Below are 21,063 nucleotides of genomic sequence, written 5' to 3' on the forward strand. Positions count from 1 at the left end.
GCCGATAATCGCGCCATGTCCGCCGTCTTTGAAAAGCCGTCCTTGCGCCAGCGTCTGATGCCCCTGTTCCAGGGCTTCGACGGGCCCTTGGCGTTTGCCGTCTTCCTGCTGGTGTGCGCAGGTTTGCTCACCATGTATTCCTCTGGCTATGACCATGGCACGCGCTTTGTCGACCATGGGCGCAACATGATCCTGGCGGGCATGATCATGTTCGTGGTGGCCCAGGTGCCGCCCCAACGCCTGATGACCTTCGCCGTGCCCCTGTATGTGCTGGGGGTGTCGCTGTTGGTGGCCGTGGCCTTGTTCGGCCTGACCAAGAAGGGCGCGCGCCGCTGGATCAACCTGGGGGTGGTCATCCAGCCCAGCGAGATCCTCAAGATTGCCATGCCACTGATGCTGGCCTGGTGGTTTCAGCGCCGAGAGGGGCAGCTGCGACCCCTTGATTTTCTGGTGGCCGGTCTGTTGCTGGTGCTGCCGGTGGGCCTGATCATGAAGCAACCCGACCTGGGTACCTCGCTGCTGGTGCTGGCCGCGGGCCTGTCGGTGATCTTTTTTGCCGGGCTCAGTTGGCGCCTGATCCTGCCGCCGGTGTTGCTCGGCGTGATCGGCGTGGCCCTGATCGTGTGGTTCGAGCCCCGGCTGTGCGCCGATGGCGTGCGCTGGCCGGTGCTGCATGATTACCAGCAGCAGCGCATCTGCACCTTGCTCGACCCCTCGCGGGACCCCTTGGGCAAGGGTTTTCACATCATCCAGGGCATGATCGCGATTGGTTCGGGGGGGGTGTTCGGCAAGGGCTTCATGGCAGGCACCCAGACCCACCTCGAGTTCATCCCCGAGCGCACCACCGACTTCATTTTTGCAGCGTTCTCCGAGGAGTTCGGCCTGATCGGCAACCTGTGCCTGGTGGTGTCGTTCCTGTTCCTGATCGGGCGCGGTCTGATGATCGCGCTGGAGGCGCCCACCCTGTTCTCGCGCCTGCTGGCCGGGGCCGTGTGTTGCATCTTCTTCACCTACGCCTTTGTGAACATGGGCATGGTGAGCGGCATCCTGCCCGTGGTGGGCGTGCCTTTGCCCTTCATCAGCTACGGCGGCACGGCCATGGTCACACTGGGCATGGGGCTGGGGATTCTGATGTCGGTGGCGCGGGCCAAGCGCCTGGTACCCACCTGAATTTGGCCCCCACGCTCCTTCACTTCGTGTGGTCGCTGCCCCCCGGAGGGGGCCCAGCCCGCCTTGGGGCGGCCCGGCGTCGGGCTGATGTGGCCCCCACGGTCGTGCACTTCGTGTCACTCCCACGTGCGGCCGCGAGACGCGGACGCTCTTCGCCCTGTCCAGCCCTGCGCAGGCAGGCCTGGAGCCGCAGGGCTCAGCCCCCCAAGGGGGCGCAGGCCGGCTTGGGGCGGCCCGGCGCCGGCCTGGGCCTTGCCCCCACAGGTCGGTCGGGCGGCGGGCGAGCCCTAAAATGGCCGCATGATTTCACGCGAACCCACCCTCGAGCGCCTGGCCATTGCCCGGCAATTGCTGCTTGAACCCTTTGGTCTGGACGAGACCCATCTGACGAAGGCGCTCAACGAGATCCGGGCGCACCGGGTGGACGACGCGGATCTTTACTTCCAGTACACCCGTGCCGAGGGCTGGAGCCTGGAAGAAGGCATCGTCAAGACAGGCTCTTTCAGCATCGACCAAGGGGTGGGCGTGCGCGCCGTCAGCGGCGAGAAAACCGCCTTTGCCTACTCCGACGACATTTCGCTGGCCTCGCTGCTGGACGCGGCCCACACGGTGCGCACCATCTCGGGCCAGGGCGGCAACGCCCGGGTGCGGGCGGCAGCCCGCAAGGTGGCGCCCAGCCGTTCGCTGTACCCCGGGCTCGACCCGATCGCCACCCTGGACAGCACCGCCAAGGTACGCCTGCTGGAAAAGGTGGAGCAGCGCGCCCGGGCCCGCGACCCGCGCGTGGTGCAGGTGATGGCTGGCCTGGCCGGTGAGTACGACGTGGTGCTGATTGCCCGTGCCGACGGTACCCTGGCGGCCGATGTGCGCCCGCTGGTGCGCCTGTCGGTCACCGTGATCGCCGAGCACAATGGCCGCCGCGAGGTGGGCTCGGGCGGTGGCGGTGGTCGTTTCGGCATGGCTTATTTCGACGACGCCGTGATCGACACCTATGTGTCCGACGCGGTGAACGCGGCACTCACCAACCTCGAAGCCCGCCCGGCCCCGGCGGGTGAGCTGACCGTGGTGCTCGGCCCGGGCTGGCCCGGTGTGCTGTTGCACGAAGCCATCGGCCACGGCCTGGAGGGCGATTTCAACCGCAAGGGTTCGAGCGCCTTCACCGGCCGCATTGGCCAGCGTGTGGCCGCCAAGGGCGTGACCGTGCTCGACGACGGCACCATCGCCGACCGCCGTGGTTCGCTCAACGTGGACGACGAGGGCCACGTCACCCAGCGCAACGTGCTGATCGAAGACGGTATCTTGAAGGGCTACATCCAGGATTCGATGAACGCCCGCCTGATGGGCGTGAAACCCACCGGCAACGGCCGCCGCGAAAGCTACGCCCATGTGCCCATGCCGCGCATGACCAACACCTACATGCTGGGGGGTGACAAAACCCCCGAAGAGATCGTGGCCAGCATCAAGAAAGGCTTGTACGCCACCAATTTCGGTGGCGGCCAGGTCGACATCACCTCGGGCAAGTTCGTGTTCTCGGCCAGCGAAGCCTACTGGGTGGAAAACGGCAAGATCCAGTACCCCGTCAAGGGAGCCACCCTGGTGGGCAGCGGCCCCGAGGCCCTCAAGCGCGTCTCCATGATCGGCAACGACATGCGCCTGGACAGCGGTGTGGGCACCTGCGGCAAGGAAGGCCAGAGCGTGCCGGTGGGGGTGGGTCAGCCCACCCTGCGCATCGATGGCATGACGGTGGGCGGCACCGCCTGAGCCTGCGCTGCTGCCCCTCAGCGCAGGGCAAAAGCCATCACATAGTCGCCCAGGCGCTTGGAGTACGCGGCCCCGCCGGCCGTCACCACGATGTACTGCTTGCCTGTCTTGGGCGACACATAGCTCATGGGGGTGGCGCTGCTGCCCACGGGCAGCGGGTGTTTCCAGACCTCGGCACCCGTCTGGGCGTCGTAGGCGCGCAGGTAGAAATCCTGGCTGCCTGAGTAGAACACCAACCCACCCGCCGTGCTCAGCGTGCCTGCGTAGCTGGGCATGCCGATGGGCATGGGCAGCCCCAGCCGCAGGCCCAGGGGCCCCTGCTCACCGGCGGTGCCCGCAGGCACCTGCCAGGCCACGCGCCGGGTTTTCAGGTCGATCGCCGTCAGCGTGCCGAAGGGCGGTTGCACGCAAGGCACCCCCAACTTGGACAGCCAGATCGTGGTGTAGATGCCGTAAGGCGTGCCCAGCTGGGCCGAGGGCCCATGCCCATCGCTGACCGGCGGGTGGGCTTTTGAGAACTCGGCATAGTCGGCGCGTGGCACCAGCTGGAACACGCTGGGCACGCGGATGTCGTTCAGAAACACCCGTTGGTTGTGGGGGTCCACCGACACGCTGCCCCAGTTCATGCCGCCGACATTGCCGGGCTGCTGAATGGCGCGCTGCAGGCCGGGCGGCGTGAAGTCTCCGTCGTAGCGCATCTGGCGGTACTCGATGCGGCACAGCAACTGGTCGAACATCGTCATGCCCCACATCTTGTTTTCGCTGAGGTGTTCGGCCCCGACGGTGGGCAGGCCGACCGAGTAAGGCTGTGTGGGTGACAGCGTTTCTTCGGGGACGGCACCGTTTTGCGGCACGGGCTTTTCGGCCACTTCGGCCAGGGGTTTGCCGGTGGCGCGATTCAGCAAGAAGATCTGGCCGCGCTTGGTGGTCTGCAGCACCGCCGGCACCTGGCCGCCCTGGCCGTCGGGCAGATCGATCAGGGCCGGTTGCGAGGGCAGGTCGTAGTCCCAGATGTCGTGGTGCACGGTCTGGAATGACCAGCGTGGCCGCCCGGTGCGGATGTCCAGCGCCACCAGCGAGGAGTTGTATTCGTCCGAGTGGGCCGGCCGGTCGCGCCCGTAGTAGTCGGGCGTGGCATTGCCCAGGGGCGCGTAGACCAGGCCCAATTCGTCGTCGTAGGCGGCGGTGCTCCACATGTTGGGCGTGCCCCGGGTGTAGCTCTGGCCCTCGGGGGGCAGGCGGGTGGTGGCCGGGTGGCCCAGGTCCCAGGCCCACACCAGGTCGCCGGTGCGGGCGCTGAAGGCGCGGATCACGCCCGAGGGCTCGCCGCGCATCTGGTTGTCCACCACCCAGCCGCCCACTACGATCAGGTCGCGTGCCACCAGCGGGGCCGAGGTCTGGAAATAGAAGCCAGGCTGCACCGGGCCCATGCCCTGGGCCAGCGACACCGTGCCCTGTTGGCCGAAACCTTCGCAAGGCTGGCCGCTGTGCGCGTCCAGCGCGATCAGGCGGGCATCCATGGTGGTTTGCACGATGCGCTCGCGGCAGCGGTGGGCAGCACCGCCTGCGGCCGTCGCGGGGGCGCTGTCCGGGCCAGGCTGGGTGTCCCGCCAGTAGCCCAGGCCGCGGCAGCGTTGCCAGAACGGGGCGCTGGCCTGGGGGTCGAACAGCCAGCGCTGCTGGCCGGTGTCGGCGTCCAGTGCGATCACCCGGTCGCGCCGGGTGCAGCTGTACACCAGCGTGCCGATCTGCAGCGGGGTGTTCTGGTCCACCCCGGGCTGGGTGTCGCCGCTGCGGTAGGTCCAGGCCGGTTGCAGGCGGTACACGGTGTCGCGGTTGATCTGGTCGAAAGGGGCATCGCGCCGCCCCTCAGGCGTGCGGCCGTAGGCCAGCCAATCCGCAGGCCGGTTGTCGCCGCGCGGCGGGTCATAGGCCATCGTCGCATCCGGCCGCACCTCACCATGCGGCACAAAGGCCAGCGCCAGCCCCAGCATGAAGGCCAGCCCAAATCCCAGGCCGGCCAGCGCGGTGCCTGCGCCACCCGGCCCCTGGGCCGGGCGGGGCGCCAGCAGCAGCGACACGGTGGCCAAGGCCAGTGGCGCCATCAGCCGAGGGAACAGGGCCCAAAAGTCGAAGCCGCATTCCCACAGTGCCCAGGGCACACTGAGCACGGCCAGTGCGGCCACCCACCAGGCCCCGCTGGCCCGTCGGCGCCCCATCAGGCCGGCGGCACCCAGCAGCACCAGGCCGGCCGCCAGGTAATAGGGCGAGCCGCCCAGCCACAGCAACTGGCCGCCCCCCAGACTCAAACCCAGCGCCATCAAGGCCACGAGCAAGGCCCAGGCTCGTCCGATCAGACCCATGTCGCACTCCTTCAGCAAGGTGAAAACCCATTCTTTGAAGCACTTGGGGTCGTCGGATGGCAATCGCGCGGGTGCTCGGTCAGGCGGTCGGGCTGGGCTGCGCAAGGGTGGGCTACGCACCCAGGATGGCGGAACCCGGGCCGCCACCCTGGCAGGTGGATGAACGGTTGTGAGTACCGTCCGGCCCCTTGCTACACAAAAAAGCAAATATTTTTATGTGCCGCCAAAGGACGGTTGCGACGGCCTTTTTGCCTGTTTTTGAGGCAAAAGTGCGTTCTTGTCGCGCCATTCGCGCGCTTTGCGCACGCTGGCGATGCCTATCGCGCAAAAAAACCGATGTGGTGTGCGAGCGACAGACGGCAACTTTGGCTTTTGCTGTGCTAAATTGCCTGCCATGCAAGTTCGCGCAGCCTTTTATTTTTACTTTTGGTTCTCTGTCCCCGGCGGACGAGAGGCGAGCGCGTAAGCACCCGAACACCCCCTCCCAGGAACCGCCGAAGCTGAAAAGCCCGGCGGTTTTTTTCTGCCCGACCGAAAACCGATTCCAACCCGTTTCAAATCCAAAGGAGCCCCGCCATGAACAAGCCCAGCACCAAGGCCGATGCCTGGTACGCGAATGTCGACAAGACCAGCCAGACCGACGACAAACGCATCAAGGACATCACCGTGCTTCCCCCGCCCGAACATCTGATCCGCTTCTTCCCCATCCACGGCACGCAAGTCGAGTCGCTGATCACCGAAACCCGTCACAACATCCACAACATCATGGCCGGCAAGGACGACCGCCTGCTGGTGGTGATTGGCCCCTGCTCGATCCACGACCCGGCGGCCGCCGTCGAATACGCCCGCCGCCTCAAGGTGGAGCGCGAAAAATACGCCGACACGCTGGAGATCGTGATGCGTGTCTACTTCGAGAAGCCCCGCACCACCGTCGGCTGGAAGGGCCTGATCAACGACCCCTACCTCGACGAGAGCTACCGCATCGACGAAGGTCTGCGCATTGCCCGTCAACTGCTGATCGAAATCAACCGCCTGGGCCTGCCGGCCGGCAGCGAGTTCCTCGACGTGATCTCGCCCCAGTACATCGGCGACCTCATCAGCTGGGGCGCCATCGGCGCGCGCACCACTGAAAGCCAGGTGCACCGCGAGCTGGCCTCGGGCATTTCGGCTCCGATCGGCTTCAAGAACGGTACCGACGGCAATATCCGCATCGCCACCGACGCCATCCAGGCGGCCGCCCGCGGTCACCACTTCCTGTCGGTGCACAAGAACGGCCAGGTCGCCATCGTGCAGACCCAGGGCAACAAGGACTGCCACGTGATCCTGCGCGGCGGCAAAACCCCCAACTACGATGCCGAGAGCGTGGCCGCGGCCTGCAAGGAGCTGGAAGCCTCCAAGTTGCCCGCCACCCTGATGGTGGACTGCAGCCATGCCAACAGTAGCAAGCAACACCAGCGTCAGATCGACGTGGCGCGTGACATCGCCACCCAGATCGAAGCCGGTTCGCACCAGGTGTTCGGCCTGATGGTGGAAAGCCACCTGCAAGCCGGCGCCCAGAAGTTCACGCCGGGCAAGGACGTGGTCAGCGCCCTGGAATACGGCAAGAGCATCACCGACGCCTGCCTGGGCTGGGACGACTCGGCCGACGTGCTGGCCCTGCTGTCCGACGCCGTCAAGACCCGCCGCGCCCGCAAGGCCTGAGCGCTGTTGCGCCTTTGAAAAGAGCACCCTCGCGGTGCTCTTTTTGCTGGTGCGGGCCAAGGCGTTGCTTTGTATAGTGGGCAGTCAGCCACCTCCAGGAGCACCGCATGAACCCGCCCACCGCAGCTCGCCCGCCCCTGGCACCGGTCTGCCTGATTGGTGCCCCCACCGATGTGGGGGCCAGCCGCCGGGGCGCCTCGATGGGCCCGGAGGCCTTGCGGGTGGCGGGCCTGGCGGCGGCCTTGCAAGGCCTGGGTCGGCAGGTGCTGGACGGCGGCGACCTGTCTGGGCCGGCCAACCCGCAGAGCCTCGTGCAGGCGGGCTACCGCCACCTGGACGAGGTCATCGCCTGGAATCGCGCCGTGTACCGGGCCACGCTGGCCAGCCTGGGTGCTGGGCAGTTACCGGTGCTGCTGGGCGGCGACCACAGCGTGGCGATCGGCTCGATCAGCGCCGTGGCCCGGCATTGCCGTGAGCAGGGCCAGCGCCTGCGGGTGCTGTGGCTGGATGCCCATGCCGATGTCAATGTGGGCGAAACCACCCCCAGCGGCAACCTGCACGGCATGCCCGTGTCCTGCCTGTGCGGCCTGGGCCCCGAGGCCCTGACCACCCTGGGCGGCCCGATGCCCGCGCTGCAGCCCTCTGAGTTGCGCCAGATCGGCCTGCGCAGCGTGGACCCGGCCGAAAAGCTCGAACTGCGCCACCTGGGCATCGAGGCCTACGACATGCGTTTCATCGACGAACATGGCATGGCCGAGACCCTGCGCCGGGCCCTGGCCGGGCTGGACGAACACACCCACCTGCACGTGAGCCTGGACGCCGATTTTCTGGACCCCGACATTGCGCCGGGCGTGGGCACTGCGGTGCCTGGGGGCCCGGGCTACCGCGAGGCCCAGTTGTGCATGGAAATGGTGGCCGACACCGGCCGGCTGGGCTCGCTCGATGTGGTGGAGCTCAACCCTGCCTGCGATGTGCGCAACCAGACCGCCGAGTGCCTGGTGGCCATGATCGAGAGCCTGCTGGGCAAATCGGTGCTGCTGCGCTGAGCAGGCGGGCTCAGGCCGCAGTCGGCGCCGCCGACCCGCCAGCAGCCCGCTCTACCAGATAGGCCAGCAGGCGCTGCGCGGCCGGCGTCAGGTCCTGCTGGCGCCGAAAGCAGATCGAGAACGTGCGGTGGGCCCAGTCGTCCAGCAAGGCCACGGTCTGGATGCGGCCTGCTGCGGTGTGCAGGCGGCTGATCTCAAGCGGCACCACGCTCACCCCCAGGCCGGCACTGACCACCCGGAAGGCCGCGTCAAAGTTGGACACCACCGCCCGGTAGCTCAGCGGCTTGCCCGCCTTGACCGCACAGCGATGCAGCAGGGTGTAGACCGCCGTGGCCGGCGGCAGCCCCACGTGCTCGAAATCCAGCGTGTCTTCAAAGTGCAGCGCCGGGTGCCCGGCCAATGGGTGGCCTTGCGGCACGGCCAGCACCAGCTCGTCGCGGCGGTAGGGGCGGCTTTCCAGCCCGCCCAGATCGACCTGGCTCCAGCACACGCCGAGCGACACCGCCCCGTCGCGCACCAGGCCCACGATGTCGTTGGAGACCCGTTCTTCGATGGCGATCTGGATGTTCTGGTGCCGGGGCTCGCGCATGAAACCCGCCAGGTCATCCAGCAGCGATTCGGCAATCGCCGAGGCACTGGCCACCACCCGCACATGCCCTTGAATGCCCCCTTTGAAGCCGGCCATGTCGGCTTCGATCTTCTCCATCGTGAACAACACCGTCCGGGCATGCTCCAGCAGCACCTGCCCGGCTGGCGTGGGCTCGGTGCCGCGCCGCCCGCGCACCAGCACCTGCAGGCCCAGGGCGTCTTCCAGTTGGGTGATGCGCTTGCTGATGGCCGAGGGCTCGATCAGCTCCTGGGCCGCCGCATCCTTGATGTTGCCCAGGTCGCAAACGGCCACCAGCAGGCGCAGGGTTTTCAGGTCAAGGTCTCTCATAGGGTTTCCATTATGGAATTTAAGCGGTGCCGATCTTTCATTTGATGTTTTATTCGGAATTTTAGAAACTCTCAGAACTTTCAAAACACGTCCTTGAGACGCGGAGACAGCCCTCATGACCCCACTTCCCCCCCGCGCGGTGATCCGCGAGGTCGGCCTGCGCGACGGCCTGCAAAGCATCCAGACCGTTTTGCCCACGGCGCAGAAAGTGGCCTGGATCGATCAGGCCCATGCCGCCGGCCTGCGTGAGATCGAGGTGGGCTCGTTTGTGCCGGCCCGCCTGCTGCCCCAACTGGCCGACACCGCCGAGCTGCTGGCCCATGCCAAGACCTTGCCCGGGCTGTTTGCCTCGGTGCTGGTGCCCAACCTGCGAGGCGCAGAAGCCGCCCTGGCCGGCGATGCCGACCTGATGCTGCTGCCGTTGTCTGCCAGCCATGCGCACAGCCTGGCCAACCTGCGCAAGACCCCCGATGAGGTGGTGGCCGAACTGGGCCGCATCCGGGCTGCCCGCGATGCCTCGGGCCGCAAGACCCTGATCGAAGGCGGCGTGGGCACCGCCTTCGGCTGCACCCTGCAAGGCGAGGTGAAGCCCGCCGAAGTACTGCGCCTGATGCAGGCCCTGTTGGACGCCGGTGCCGACCGCGTGAGCCTGGCCGACACGGTGGGCTATGCCGACCCGGCCTCGGTCAGCCGCCTGTTCGAACAGGCCCTGCGCCTAGTGGGCGAGCGCTTCTGGTGTGGTCATTTCCACGACACCCGCGGGCTGGCGCTGGCCAATGTCTACGCCTCGCTGGCGCTGGGAGTGAACCGCTTCGATGCCTCGCTGGCCGGCATTGGCGGCTGTCCGCACGCGCCCGGTGCCAGCGGCAATGCCGCCAGCGAAGACCTGGCCTTTCTGCTCGAAGCCGGCGGTGTGGCCACCGGCATCGACCTGCCGCGCCTGCTGGCCCTGCGGGTCCAGGTCACGGGCTGGCTGGCCGGCGAGGCCACGCACGGCAGCCTGCACCGGGCCGGCCTGCCCAAGACCTTTCTGCCAGCCAGTGCCATGCCCTGCTGAGCCCCCACCCCTGCATATCCACCCCAACGAGACTGGCATGAACACAGCACAAGGCACCGGCCTGCCCCTGGAAGGCGTCCGCGTCATCGAATTCACCCACATGGTCATGGGCCCCACCTGCGGCATGATCCTGGCCGACCTGGGCGCCGAGGTCATCAAGATCGAACCCCCGGGCGGCGACAAGACTCGGCAGTTGCCCGGCCTGGGCATCGGCTTTTTCCGCAGTTTCAACCGCAACAAGAAAAGCGTGGTCCTGGACATCCAGACCCCCGAGGGCCTGGCCACCGCCAAAGAGCTGATCGGCCAGAGCGACGTGTTGCTGGAGAACTTCCGCCCCGGCCTGATGGACAAGCTGGGCCTGGGGGACGAGGCGCTGCGGGCCGCGTTTCCGGGCCTCATCTACGTGTCGCACAAGGGCTTTCTGCCCGGCCCTTACGAAGACCGCCTGGCGCTGGACGAAGTGGTGCAGAACATGGCCGGCCTGACCTACATGACCGGCCCCAAAGGGCGGCCGCTGCGGGCCGGCACCTCGGTCAACGACATCATGGGCGGCATGTTCGGCGCCATCGGCGTGCTGGCCGCGCTGCGCGAGCGTGAGCGCACCGGGCAGGGCCAGGCGATCCAGAGTGCCCTGTTCGAAAACTGCTGCCTGCTGGCCTCGCAGCACATGCAGCAGTTCCAGATGACCGGCGAGGTGCCGCCGCCGTTCCCCTCACGCGTGTCGGCCTGGAGTGTGTACGACACCTTTGACGTGGCCCATGGCGAACAGCTGTTCATCGGCGCGGTGAGCGACAAGCAGTTTCTTGCCCTGTGCGCGGTGCTGAACCGCCCCGACCTGGCCAACGACCCGGCCCTGGCCACCAATGCCCAACGCGTGGCTGTGCGCCCCGACTTGCTCGCCCGCCTGGCCGAGAGCACCATCGGGTGCGAGATCGAAGACCTGTGCGCCCGCCTCAAGGCCGCCGGCCTGCCCTACGCCAAGGTGGTGCGCCCTGATCAACTGGTGCACGACGAGCACCTGCTGGCCAGCGGTGGGCTGGTCCCCATGCAGACCGAGGACGGCGGCAGCACCCAGGCCGTGCTCTTGCCCCTGTTGATGGGCGGCCGCCGGCCCGGCGTGCGCCACCCCCTGCCCCGGGTGGGCGAACACACCGACGAAGTCCTGGCCACCCTGAAGCGCTGAAACCGGATTCGCCCCGACAAGAAGCCAAAAATCAAAATCGAGACAAACACCATGAACTTCCATCTGAAACGCCGCGCCTCCCTGGCCCTGGGGGCTGCCCTGATGCTGGCCGGTGCGGCCTGGGCCGACCCGGCGCCCATGCGCGTCATCCTGCCCATCGGCCCGGGTTCGGGGGTCGACACCATCGTGCGGGCCGCCCAGGTGGCCCTGGCCAAGGCCCTGAACCAGCCTGTGGTGATCGAGAACCTGCCAGGCGCCGGCGGTATCACCGGCACCTCGGCCCTGGTCAAGGCGGCACCCGATGGCAACACCATCGCCTTCATTTCGAACAACCATGCGGTCAACCCCAGCGTGTTCAAGAAGCTGCCCTACGACAGCCTGAACGACATCACGCCCATCAGCGTGGTGGGCGGTTCACCCTTTCTGTTGGTGGTCAATCCCAAGCTGGTGCCCGCCCGCAACGCCAAAGAGCTGCAGGCCTTTCTGAAGATCAAGCCCGAAGAGCACAACTACGCGTCGTCCGGCAATGGCACGGTCATCCACCTGGCCGGCGAGATGGTCATCGACGCCCTGGGTGTGCCGGTGCGTCATGTGCCCTACAAGGGCATGGGCCCCATGATCACCGACATCATGGCCGGTCAGCTGGAGATGGGGGTGGCCTCGGTGCCCTCGGTGCAGGGCCAGCTCAAAAGCGGCAGCCTGCGCGCCATCGGCGTGCTGGGCAAAAGCCGCGTGGCCTCGCTGCCTGAGCTGCCCACCTTTGCCGAGCAGGGCTTCCCCGAGGTGGACGTGATGGGCTGGTTCGCCGTGGTGGGCCCGGCCAGGCTGCCGGCGGCTCAGGTCAAACGCATCCACGAGGCCGTGGTGGCGGCCTTTGCCGACCCCGAAGTGAAGGCCGCCATGGCCAAGCAAGACAACGTGATCAACCCGGGCACCCCCGAGGCGGCGCGGCAGTTCCTGAAGGCCGAGCAAGAGCGCTTTGCCCACATCGTGGCCAAGGCCAACGTGAAACTGGATTGAGTGGGTGGGGGCGGGGCCTGCAGCGCAGTCGGCTCAGCGGCCGTCCAGAATGCTGCGCTGGCGTTCCAGGTAGATTTCGGGGCTGATCAGGTTGGCGTCGCGCATGCGCTTGAGTTCCAGCAGGCGTGCCTCGGTCCCACGGGTGTTGTTGGCCGTGACCTGGGCGTAGGCCGCGGGTGTGGGCGCGCTGGCGGCCAGGTCGATGGCCGAGGCCTGCTGGGATGGGGTGGCCGCCGGCGCCTGGGCTTGAGCCTGCGCCGGGGGTTGGGGTTGGGCCACAGCTACCGGTTGGGCGGCGGCCTGCGGTTGAGCCTGCGGCAGGCCCTGGGGGTGAGACGGGGCGGCGTCTGCCGGGATGCTGCCCGAGCCCGGGGTGCCGGTTCTGGGGGTTTCCACCTTGGTGACCAGGCCCATGACCACCTGGATCAAGGTGGGGTACTCGTAGGCCGAGCCGGTGTTGTGGTCGATCACGGCCCCGATGCCTCCGCCAAAGATGATGTTGCCGAACATCGAGCCCTTGGTGTCCGACACCACGGAGGCCTGACCGGTTTCGTGGCCGACCTTGGTGCATTGCACCAGCATGTCGTCATTGGAGCGGCGGATCTGCACCGAGCCCGGTGTGGTCACAAACCACTTGCCCTTGTTGTTGGTCAGCTCGCAGGCGGCACCCGGCACTTCAGCGCCGGCCTTGTCACGGGTCTGCAATGACACGCTTTGGCCTGTGGTACCCGTGATGGACGAGCATCCGGTGCTCAGCAGGACGATGGACGCCAGTGCGGCGAAACGGCTCTTCATTTCAGTCTCTCTCCCTATTTGAAACAAGATGTATCGTATTCGATACGTTGCTTCAAAATGGCAATTCAGGACTGAATATCTGATCTTGATCATTTTCGGGGCCGTCATACGGCTGGCGCCGTGTGCGTCAGAGGCATGCCGGCCGCCCAGCCGAACGTCAGAACGCGTACTGCAATCTGACGGACACCATCTGCCCCTGCTGCCCATACGATTTGCCCACCAGGTAGGCCACGCTGTAGCGCAGCGACTCTTTGCGGCCCAGGCCCAGGCTGCCGGTCAGCACCGGCCCCACGCGGTGGGATTGGCGGCTGGCGGGCAGCCATTGGTCCCAGGGGCCCAGTTCACCAAAGCCCTGCAGCCCGACCTGCAGCCCAGGCCGCCAGTGGTACTTGGCCTGCCACTGGTATTTCATCTCGGCCGGCACCGGTGAGGTCGCTCGGAAGGTGCGGTCAAAGAACACATTGCCATTGAGCTGAAGCCGGCCCACCTCGGTCTGCAGCACCGGCCCCCACTGGAACACGGTGCCATCGGCGGCATCGTGGTTGAACATCAGCTTGCTGTGCAGGGCCAGGTCAAACGGGTACTGCCCTTGGGTCAGCAGGTAGTCGTTCTGCCAATGAAGCGCCTCGGCCCGGGTCTGCCAGAAGTCCGGGCCGATCGCGCTGGCAAACACCTCGGTGTACCAGCGGCTGGTGACGCCATGGCCCACGCCCACCTCGGGCCAGACAATCTGGCGCCGGTGCTTGGATTCGACGGTCCAGTAGCGAAAGTCGAGGTTGGTCTCGCCCTCGTTGTCGTAGACCGTGACCAGGTAGTAGCTGGGGTCGCCCCATGCGCTGCCAGTGCCCAGCAGGGCGCCGACGAGCAGCATTCGTCTGATGGGCAGAGTCAGGGGCATGGAAAACCTGGGTGAGCTCCGGCCAGTATCGGGCAGGCCCCTGGGTCGGGTCAATCGTGCAGGCCGCGGCCGCGCGGGCCATCTCGAACTCAGCCCGCCGTTCTGGTGACCAGTGATGCGGGCGGGGCCAGCGCCTGGTGCTGGCCCAGAAGCGATTCGTGGCTGGCCTGCATCGCCCACGACAAGGCCTGGTGGATCAGGTGCGTCAAGGCCAAAAATCGTCGCGATCAGCCAACAGATCCTGGGATTCGAGGCGCTGCACCGAGCCCTGCAAGTTCTTCAGGCCACCGAAGGCCCGCTGGATGTCTTCAGGCGCGACACCGATTCGTCGAGCGATTCGGTCCCGTGGCGGGCCTCCTCAAGGGCCGTCGGCGCAGGGGGCTGTGTGAAGCCGTGGGCAGCGCATCGAGCGCGTCGCCCGCCACGCCGGGTGAGCTGGGTTGGTCAGGCTGGGCCAATCAGTTGCTTAGGCCAGTGGGTTTCTGACCGCGTCCATCAGGCCTCCTCTGGTATGAAAACTATCGATTTCTATCGATGTATATCGAGCTATGGCTATACATCGTTAGAAAAAGGTAGAGCCAGATTCATCCCGTCGGGTTGTTTCAGCGCTCCTTTGAGCGGCTTCAAGGTCTGTTGGCGACATGCGCCCGCAGCCCCCTCAGCGCCCCACCCAGCCCCCACACACCGGAAACACCTGCCCCACAAAACAGGCTGCAGGCGCGCTGCACAGGTAGGCGGCAAACTCGGCATCTTCGCGCGCACTCACCAGGCGGCCCAGCGGCACCTCGCGCTTGAGCCGCTCCTGAAAGCGCGGGTCGGCCTGCACCTCGGGCGGGAAGTAGGTCGGGTTCTCGACCAGGTTCTGGGCAATGGCATTGACCTGGATGTTGTGCGGCGCCACCTCGACCCCCAGGGCCTGCACATAGGCCAGTTGAGCCCCCCGCGCGGCGCTGTAGGTCGAGGCGCGCTTCATGCCCCGCAGGGCCGCCGCGCTGCCCATCACCAGAATCCGGCCGCTGCGCCGGGCCATCATCGCCGGCAGCACTGCCTGGCAAAGCCGGGGCAGCGGATCGACCAGGGCGGCAAAGGTGTCGCGCCACTCCTGCTCGCTGACCTGGTGCGCCAGCGTGCTGGGCGCCGGCACCGCCAGATTGGCCACCAGCACATCAATGGGCCCGTGCTCGGCCACCAGGCGGGCCGGGGCTTCGGGATCCATCAAGGGGCGGTCGTCGGCCAGCACCACGGCCCCGTGCTCGGCAAACACCTCGCACAGCGTGGGGCCCATGAATTCGGTGGACTGGGTGATCAGCACCCGAAGCCCGGCCAGGCGTTGTGAAGTCATGGGGGTCTCCTTGCTTGTCGATTAGGGGGGCGGCCGGGGCGACGGCCCGTCCTTGGGAGGATCGGTCGCATGTGTTTCGGCATGCCGAGGGTACCTCGGCCTATACCCGCAGTGCATCCAGTGCGGGCCAAGCGACGCGCAGGATCGTTGCGCCGTTGGCTTCAGCCAGCTTGGAGGTGCTGCGCTCCACGACCTGGCCCCCGAGGCGTTGATAGAACCTCAGCTCGGCCTGGTTGGCCTCGAACACCCACAGGTACACCCCGGCTGCCTTGGCCTGGCCCGCCAGCGCCGAGGCCGCAGCGCGGATCAGGCGTTCGCCAATCTTCTGGCCGCGCAGCGCCGGCGAAACATGCAGGTTCTCGATCAGGCTGCCCCATCGGGCGTCGGCGTCGCAGTAGGCCGACAGAAAGGCCGCCGGCCCGGTGGCAGTTGAGTCAGCCACCAGCACCTGCCGCGCCTCATCAGGCGCCGCCAGCCGGGCGGCCCAAAGCTCGCTTCGGTTCTGTTCAATCGGCCCGGCGAGGAATTCGGGCGAGAGCACATTCGAATAAGTGTCGCGCCAACTGGCGCAGTGAATGGCAGCAATGCGGGGGGCATCGTCGGCCCGCGCCGGGCGGAGAGCGGTGCGTGTCAAGGAAGTTGTCGCCTGATTCATGCGCGCCGAGGCGCTTTATCCTGTGCTGATGTCGGCGTTTCGATGGGCCCCAACTCCAGCATCCCCAATGCCTCGATCACCGGCAGCTCCTCGGCCACCGGATGGGCGCTGGCCATGTCCTTGATGCAGGCCCATACAAAGGCCTCGCGGCGGGCCTCCGGATCGTCGGTGATGGTCAACTGTCGGGGCCGCTCGCAATGGCGCACCAGGGCCAGCGCACGCGCCTGGGGCTCGCCCATTTCGGCCAAGGCCTGATAAACCTGCAGGTGGGCATAGGCCTCGAAGGCCGCACGATGTGCGAGCAGATAGCTTTGGGCGTCGTTGGAGGCCTGCACCTGGGGCTCAAAGGTGTTGGCCTCGCACTCGGCCAGGGCCAGGCGCAATTCCTCGGCGATGGTGGCCGCGTCGTTCTTGTTGAACAAGGCGTTCTTCACTTCCTTGGTCGGGGTGTAGTTCGCTGCCGCAAAGACCCGACGGAAGAGGTCGTGTGGATCAGCCGCGGCCTGCTCATGGGCGGTGATCTTCGAGCGCAGTTCTTCGCAGCGCTGCAGCAGCTCGGCATGGGCCTTGCCGGGGCCTGTACTGCGGGCTTTGCCAAGGTCCGATATCGGCACAGATGTCCTTGTGGGCCGTGCGCCAGGTCGTTTCATGCTCCCATTGCTGGCGTCAGGTAGAAGCGCCGTTCGTGTCGGATAGGGGCTGCAGCGCGGAGCCGCTGGGCAACAAAAAACCCGCCAGGCCAAGGGCGGGGCGGGTTCTATGGCAGCGGAGAGACACCGCCTGAAATGTTCAGATGGTCCCTTCGACAGGAATCGAACCTGTATCTAGCGCTTAGGAGGCACTCGTTCTATCCATTGAACTACGAAGAGTGGACCGCCCGGGATTGTAGGGCCTGCGCGGGCAGGATTCAGTCAGCCCGGCATGAGTTCAGTCGTAGCTCAGCGTGAAGATCAGGTCGACGGCGCTTTTTTCGCCGGTCTGGGCGCGCAGGGTGAAGCGGCGGGTGAGGTCGTAGAAGATGTAGAAGGTGCCCATGGTGCCGGCCAGGCTGCGTTCGTACGACACATAGAAGTCTTTGGACAGGCGTTTGCCCAGGGTGAGGGCGGCGCTGGTGACGCCGGTGTCGGTGTTTTTGACGCCGCTGAACGAGACTTCGTCCAGGCCCAGCGATTGGGCCAGGCTGTCTGACAGGCCTCGGCCGCCGCCCAGCAGGGCCAGGGCGGCCTGTTGCAGCAGGGCCGATTCGGCGGCGCCGTTGGCGGCGGCGCGGCCCAGCACCAGCCAGGCCAGTTTGTCGGCATCGGCCATTTCGGGTTCGGAGAACAGGCGCACGCGGGGGGACAGCACGGTGCCGCTGATCTGCACGCCGACGCGGGTCGAGAGGTTGGGCCGGATGGCCAGGATGTCGAGCGAGGGGTTGTCGTAGGCACCGCTGAAGCGCAGCACGCCGGTTTCGATGTTGAGCTGCTGGCCATAGGCCTTGTAAGTGCCCTGGTCGGTGCGCAGTTCGCCGGTGATCTGGGGCTCGGTGCTGCCCGGGCTCAGGCGCAGCTTCAAGCTGCCGCGCAGCCGGGTGACGAGGCCGCGGCCCTGCACGCGAAAATCGTTGCCCAGATCGAGGCTGACCTGCACGTCGGCTGCGGGCAGGGCACTGGGCGGCTGGGGGGCGGCGGCCGTGGCCTGGTTGGCGGTCTGGCTGGTGGTTTTGCTGGCGGCCTGGCCGGCACCGTGGCTGCCGGGCTGCACCAGCACATCGGCGCCCAGGCTGGGGGCGGTTTCGTCGGGCAGGACGAACAGGGCCTGGTCGGCCTTGAGGTCGCCGCTGACCTTGAGCTGGCCTTGTTCCAGCCGGGTGTTGAGCTCGCCCGACAGGGCCAGGCGGCGATCGGCGCGGCTGGAGACCCGCAGGCGGTTGGCGCGGGTTTGCAGTTGCAGTTGCAGTTGCTGGCCGTTCCATTGGGCGCTGCCTTGCGCGCTCAGGCTGCCGCCGTCGCCGCCGGCACCGGGGGCGCCGCGCAGGGTGAATTCGGTGATGTCGATCTGGTGACCGCTGAGCACGGCGCGCAGTTTGCCGTCGCGCAGTTCCACCCCCTCGACCACCGAGCGCAGGGCCAGGTCGCTGGCGCGGATTTCACCTTGCCATTCGGGGTTTTGCAGCGTGCCCTTGAGGGTGGCCTGGGCGTCCAGGGTGCCGCGCATGCGCCAACCCGGCGGCGCCAGCACCGACCACACGCCCAGCTTGGGCATCTGGGCGTTCAACGAGCCGCTCAAAGCGGTGTCGGGTGGCCAGCTCAGGCCTTGCGGGCCGTTGCTGAGGCGGGTGGCAAAGCGGGCCTGCAGCTGGCCCGCGCGTTCGCTGTCCCATTGCACGGCGGCGCTGAGGGCGCCTTCGTCCAGGCTGAGCGTGGCCTCGGCCACGCGGGCGCCGGCGCTGCGCTGGGCTTCGTTGGCCTGCACGCCCTGGGGCAGGTCTTCGGCCTGCAGGCGCAGGTCGCCGCGTTGCCGGCTCAGGCGCAGCCGGGCTTTCAGGCCGGGTTCGGCGCTGGCGCTCCAGTCGGCGTTCAGCAGCAGGTCGCCCGAGATGCCCAGGCTGGCGCTGCTGGCGCCCTGGGCCAGGGCCATGAGTTGTTCGATCCAGGGCAGCGACAGGTCTTGCACCTGGCCACTGGTCTGCCAGCGGGCCTGGCCTTTTTGCTGGGCCCAGCGGGTGTTCTGCCAGCGCAGGCTCAGGTCGGGCACGCCGGCATGGGCCAGGCGGGCTTCGCCCGGGGCCAGCGTCAGTTCGGTCAGGTCGGCCTTGGCCTGGTGGTTCAGGCTCAGTGTGGCGGGGGCGCTCAGGCGCAGGCCCCAGGGCGCGGCGGTGGCGCTGTCTTGCAGGTTCAGGCTCAGTTCGTCCAGGCGGGCGGCCCAGTTGAAGGCGCCCGGTGGGTTGCTGGCGCTGGGCCCGGCATGGGCGCTGGCCTGCAGGCGGGCCTGGCGGGCGCCTTGGCGGGCCTCGCCGCTGAGGCTGAGTTCGAGCGGTGGGGTGGCGGGTGGGTTGCCGCTGCCGGGCAGGGTGCCGTTGAGGCGCAGTTGCAGCTGGCGCAGGGCCAGGGCAGGGCGTTGGTCGGTGGCGGCCCAGTCCAGACGGGGCAGGTCAAGTCGGGTGCTCAGGCTCAGGGCCTGGCCGCGGCGTGGTGCGGCCTGACCTTGCCAGGCCGCCAGCATGGCGCCCCAACCCCCTTGCCATTGGCCGTCGAACTGGCCCTGGCCTTGTTGGGGCAGCGCGGCGGCTGGGGTGCCCAGGCCGGGCAGGCGGGCCAGCCATCGGCCCAGGGCACCGGCGTCGCTCAGTTGGGCCTGCCATTGCCCCTGGCCCTGGTCGGCCCCCAGGTGGCCTTGCAGCAAGGCATTCAGTCCCGGGGTTTGCAGTTTCAGGTCGGCCCGGCCCTGGCGCTGGCCGGTGTGCCATTGCAGCGAGCCCTCCAGTCGGGCTTCGGCCAGTTCCAGCTTCAGTTGCTGCAGTTGCAGTTCGCCCCCTTGCCATCGCCCCTGGGCCTGGGCCTGGCGCAGTTGCAGGGCGGTCCACAGGGCCTGGGCGGGCGCGGGTGGGGCCTTGGCCGCCGTGGCTGCCGGGGCGCTGGTGCGGGCTTGGGCAGCCTTGCCTGCGGGCTCAGTGCGGGCCTGCGCCTTGGTCTGGGGCTGGGTCCGAGGCGTGCTTGGGGTGGGGCGTGCCGGGCCGCCGGCCTGGGGGCTGAGGTCGACCTCAAAGCCCAGGGCATCGGCTTGGCCGCCGAGGGCGCGCAGCGCCAGGTGGCCGTTGAGGGGGGCGGGCGGGGCGGCGCTGTGCAGGCGCTGGGGCGAGACGCCCTGCAGCGTGGCCTCGGTCAGCCAGGGGGTGGCGCTGCCGGCCTCCCAGCGGCCTTTCAGGCGCAGGGTGCCGCCGCCCAGCCGGGCTTCGACCGGGTCGATCACCCAGGCACGACCTTGCTGTTGCAGGCGGGCGCTGAGCTGCTCCAGGGGCAGACGTTGCTGGTCCCAGGGGCCGGGCTGGGCGTTGCGCAGGTCCAGCCGGGCCTGCCAGGCCGGGGCCTTGCCGTCGCCGGGGTGGATGTCGATCGTGCCCGACAGGGCGGTGCTGGGGGCTTGGGGCCACAGGAGGCTGAGGTCGATGCCTTGCAGGTGGGCCTGGGCCTCGGGCAGTACCTGTTCGGCCCAGGGGCGCAGGCGGGCCTGCACCTGGGCCTGCATGGCGCCGGGTGTCGGGCCGGGTGTTGCGCCGGGTGTTGTTGCGCGGCCCTGGCGGGTGGTGGCGTTGGCGGTGGGTGGGGGGGCGCCATCGGGGTCCAGCACGGCTTCCAGGGCGATTTCGGCGGCGGGGCCCGACAGCGTGCCCTGCAGGCCGGCGCGGGCCAGCAGTTGTGCGGGGGCGGGTGCGCCCAGGTGGGTGGGGATCTCGCCCTCCAGTTGGGCCTGCAGGGCCATGGGGGCGGCGCCTTGCAGGCTGACCTGGCCGCTGTAGTGGCCAGCCGCCACGCCCAGTTCGGACCATTGCAGGTGGTGTTGCTCGCCGTCGTAGTGGTAGTGGCCGTCGAGGTGGCTCAGCACCAGGCCGCCCTGGTCGGGCAGCTGGATCTCGCCCAGTTGCAGCGGGGTGTCGATGGTGAGGGGCAGGGGCAGCTCGGTCAGCGGTGGGCTGGGCGGGGCCTTGCCGTTGTCGCGCAGTTCCAGGCGCTCGGCGCTGAGTTCGCTCAGGGCCAGGTGGCGGCTCAGCAGGGCCCGCCAGTCCCAGCGGATGTGCAGGCCGGTGAGGGTGGCCCGCGTGCCGGGCTGGGACCAGTGGATTTCGGCGATCTGGCCGCCTTCGCGCAGGGTGCCGCTCACGCCGCTGACCTGCAGTTGGCGATCGGCTGGCAGCCAGCGTGGCAGCAGGTTCAGCGTGGTGGCCAGCGAGCCTTCGCTGCCGCTCCAGACCCAGGCGGCCGCCCCCAGGGCCAGGGGCAGGCCCAGCAGGCCGGCCGCGCACAGGGCGGCCAGGCGCAGGCGGCGGGCCCAGGGCCGTGGGCCTGCGTGGCTTGGGCGGCCTGCGTGGCTCGTGTGGCTTGGGTGTTGGCCCGCTTGGGACTCGTTGGGTGGCTGGGCGCTCATGTTGATCT

15 protein-coding genes and 1 tRNA gene are annotated in these 21,063 nt (G+C 68.0%); 7 read left to right on the plus strand and 9 right to left on the minus strand.

The features are described 5' to 3' along the window. Positions 1 to 15: 15 nt before the first annotated feature. Both rodA and tldD read left to right on the plus strand, forming a co-directional pair. Positions 16 to 1,170, plus strand: coding sequence for a rod shape-determining protein RodA (gene rodA, locus AC07PT_RS11785; protein ID WP_492348218.1), 1,155 nt, complete (start codon positions 16 to 18; stop codon positions 1,168 to 1,170). A 300-nt stretch (positions 1,171 to 1,470) separates the two neighbouring features. Further along, a complete protein-coding gene (tldD, locus tag AC07PT_RS11790; RefSeq protein WP_492348219.1) occupies positions 1,471 to 2,931 on the plus strand; it encodes a metalloprotease TldD in 1,461 nt (486 codons plus the stop codon). A gap of 17 nt (positions 2,932 to 2,948) precedes the next feature. Here the strand turns inward: tldD and AC07PT_RS11795 are convergent, their stop codons facing one another. After that, entirely contained in the window at positions 2,949 to 5,294 is a 2,346-nt protein-coding gene (locus AC07PT_RS11795; RefSeq protein WP_494656753.1) for a membrane-bound PQQ-dependent dehydrogenase, glucose/quinate/shikimate family, read from the minus strand. A 576-nt stretch (positions 5,295 to 5,870) separates the two neighbouring features. On the opposite strand from AC07PT_RS11795, the gene AC07PT_RS11800 reads away from it, so the two are divergent. Together AC07PT_RS11800 and rocF are read left to right on the plus strand one after the other, a co-directional pair. Next, the gene (locus tag AC07PT_RS11800) at positions 5,871 to 6,995 is read left to right on the plus strand and encodes a 3-deoxy-7-phosphoheptulonate synthase (RefSeq protein WP_492348221.1); all 1,125 of its coding nucleotides are present in this window, start codon (positions 5,871 to 5,873) and stop codon (positions 6,993 to 6,995) included. Positions 6,996 to 7,102: 107 nt separating this feature from the next. Continuing rightward, positions 7,103 to 8,041, plus strand: a complete 939-nt coding sequence (gene rocF, locus AC07PT_RS11805) for an arginase (RefSeq protein ID WP_494656754.1) — start codon at positions 7,103 to 7,105, stop codon at positions 8,039 to 8,041. 10 nt (positions 8,042 to 8,051) lie between these two features. Here the strand turns inward: rocF and AC07PT_RS11810 are convergent, their stop codons facing one another. Beyond that, positions 8,052 to 8,978, minus strand: coding sequence for a LysR substrate-binding domain-containing protein (locus tag AC07PT_RS11810; RefSeq protein ID WP_494656755.1), 927 nt, complete (start codon positions 8,976 to 8,978; stop codon positions 8,052 to 8,054). A gap of 115 nt (positions 8,979 to 9,093) precedes the next feature. Here AC07PT_RS11810 and AC07PT_RS11815 point away from each other — a divergent pair, with 115 nt between their 5' ends. From AC07PT_RS11815 to AC07PT_RS11825, 3 genes are read left to right on the plus strand one after another with little or no spacing between them, the layout of a single operon-like run. Beyond that, a complete protein-coding gene (locus AC07PT_RS11815) occupies positions 9,094 to 10,035 on the plus strand; it encodes a hydroxymethylglutaryl-CoA lyase (RefSeq protein ID WP_494656757.1) in 942 nt (313 codons plus the stop codon). Between the two features lie 37 nt (positions 10,036 to 10,072). Continuing rightward, on the plus strand, positions 10,073 to 11,218 hold the full coding sequence (locus tag AC07PT_RS11820) for a CaiB/BaiF CoA transferase family protein (RefSeq protein WP_494656758.1): 1,146 nt from the start codon (positions 10,073 to 10,075) through the stop codon (positions 11,216 to 11,218). A gap of 51 nt (positions 11,219 to 11,269) precedes the next feature. Then, positions 11,270 to 12,238, plus strand: coding sequence for a Bug family tripartite tricarboxylate transporter substrate binding protein (locus AC07PT_RS11825; RefSeq protein ID WP_494656759.1), 969 nt, complete (start codon positions 11,270 to 11,272; stop codon positions 12,236 to 12,238). Positions 12,239 to 12,271: 33 nt separating this feature from the next. Here the strand turns inward: AC07PT_RS11825 and AC07PT_RS11830 are convergent, their stop codons facing one another. The 7 genes from AC07PT_RS11830 to AC07PT_RS11860 form a co-directional block, all read right to left on the minus strand. Then, positions 12,272 to 13,033 (minus strand): hypothetical protein, encoded by a 762-nt coding sequence (locus tag AC07PT_RS11830; RefSeq protein ID WP_494656760.1) that lies wholly within the window; start codon positions 13,031 to 13,033, stop codon positions 12,272 to 12,274. A 157-nt stretch (positions 13,034 to 13,190) separates the two neighbouring features. Next, a complete protein-coding gene (locus tag AC07PT_RS11835) occupies positions 13,191 to 13,904 on the minus strand; it encodes a hypothetical protein (protein ID WP_494656761.1) in 714 nt (237 codons plus the stop codon). Positions 13,905 to 14,589: 685 nt separating this feature from the next. Then, positions 14,590 to 15,273 carry an SDR family NAD(P)-dependent oxidoreductase gene (locus AC07PT_RS11840; protein WP_492348231.1) on the minus strand — a complete coding sequence of 228 codons (684 nt, stop codon included), beginning with the start codon at positions 15,271 to 15,273 and terminating at the stop codon, positions 14,590 to 14,592. Positions 15,274 to 15,373: 100 nt separating this feature from the next. Further along, a complete protein-coding gene (locus tag AC07PT_RS11845; RefSeq protein ID WP_494656762.1) occupies positions 15,374 to 15,907 on the minus strand; it encodes a GNAT family N-acetyltransferase in 534 nt (177 codons plus the stop codon). A 17-nt stretch (positions 15,908 to 15,924) separates the two neighbouring features. Then, positions 15,925 to 16,542, minus strand: a complete 618-nt coding sequence (locus AC07PT_RS11850) for a hypothetical protein (RefSeq protein WP_494656763.1) — start codon at positions 16,540 to 16,542, stop codon at positions 15,925 to 15,927. Positions 16,543 to 16,722: 180 nt separating this feature from the next. Beyond that, a tRNA-Arg gene (locus AC07PT_RS11855) sits at positions 16,723 to 16,797 on the minus strand. A 58-nt stretch (positions 16,798 to 16,855) separates the two neighbouring features. Beyond that, entirely contained in the window at positions 16,856 to 21,055 is a 4,200-nt protein-coding gene (locus AC07PT_RS11860; protein WP_494656764.1) for a translocation/assembly module TamB domain-containing protein, read from the minus strand. Positions 21,056 to 21,063 lie beyond the last annotated feature (8 nt).

This window comes from Curvibacter sp. GW821-FHT09D12 (assembly GCF_059416245.1).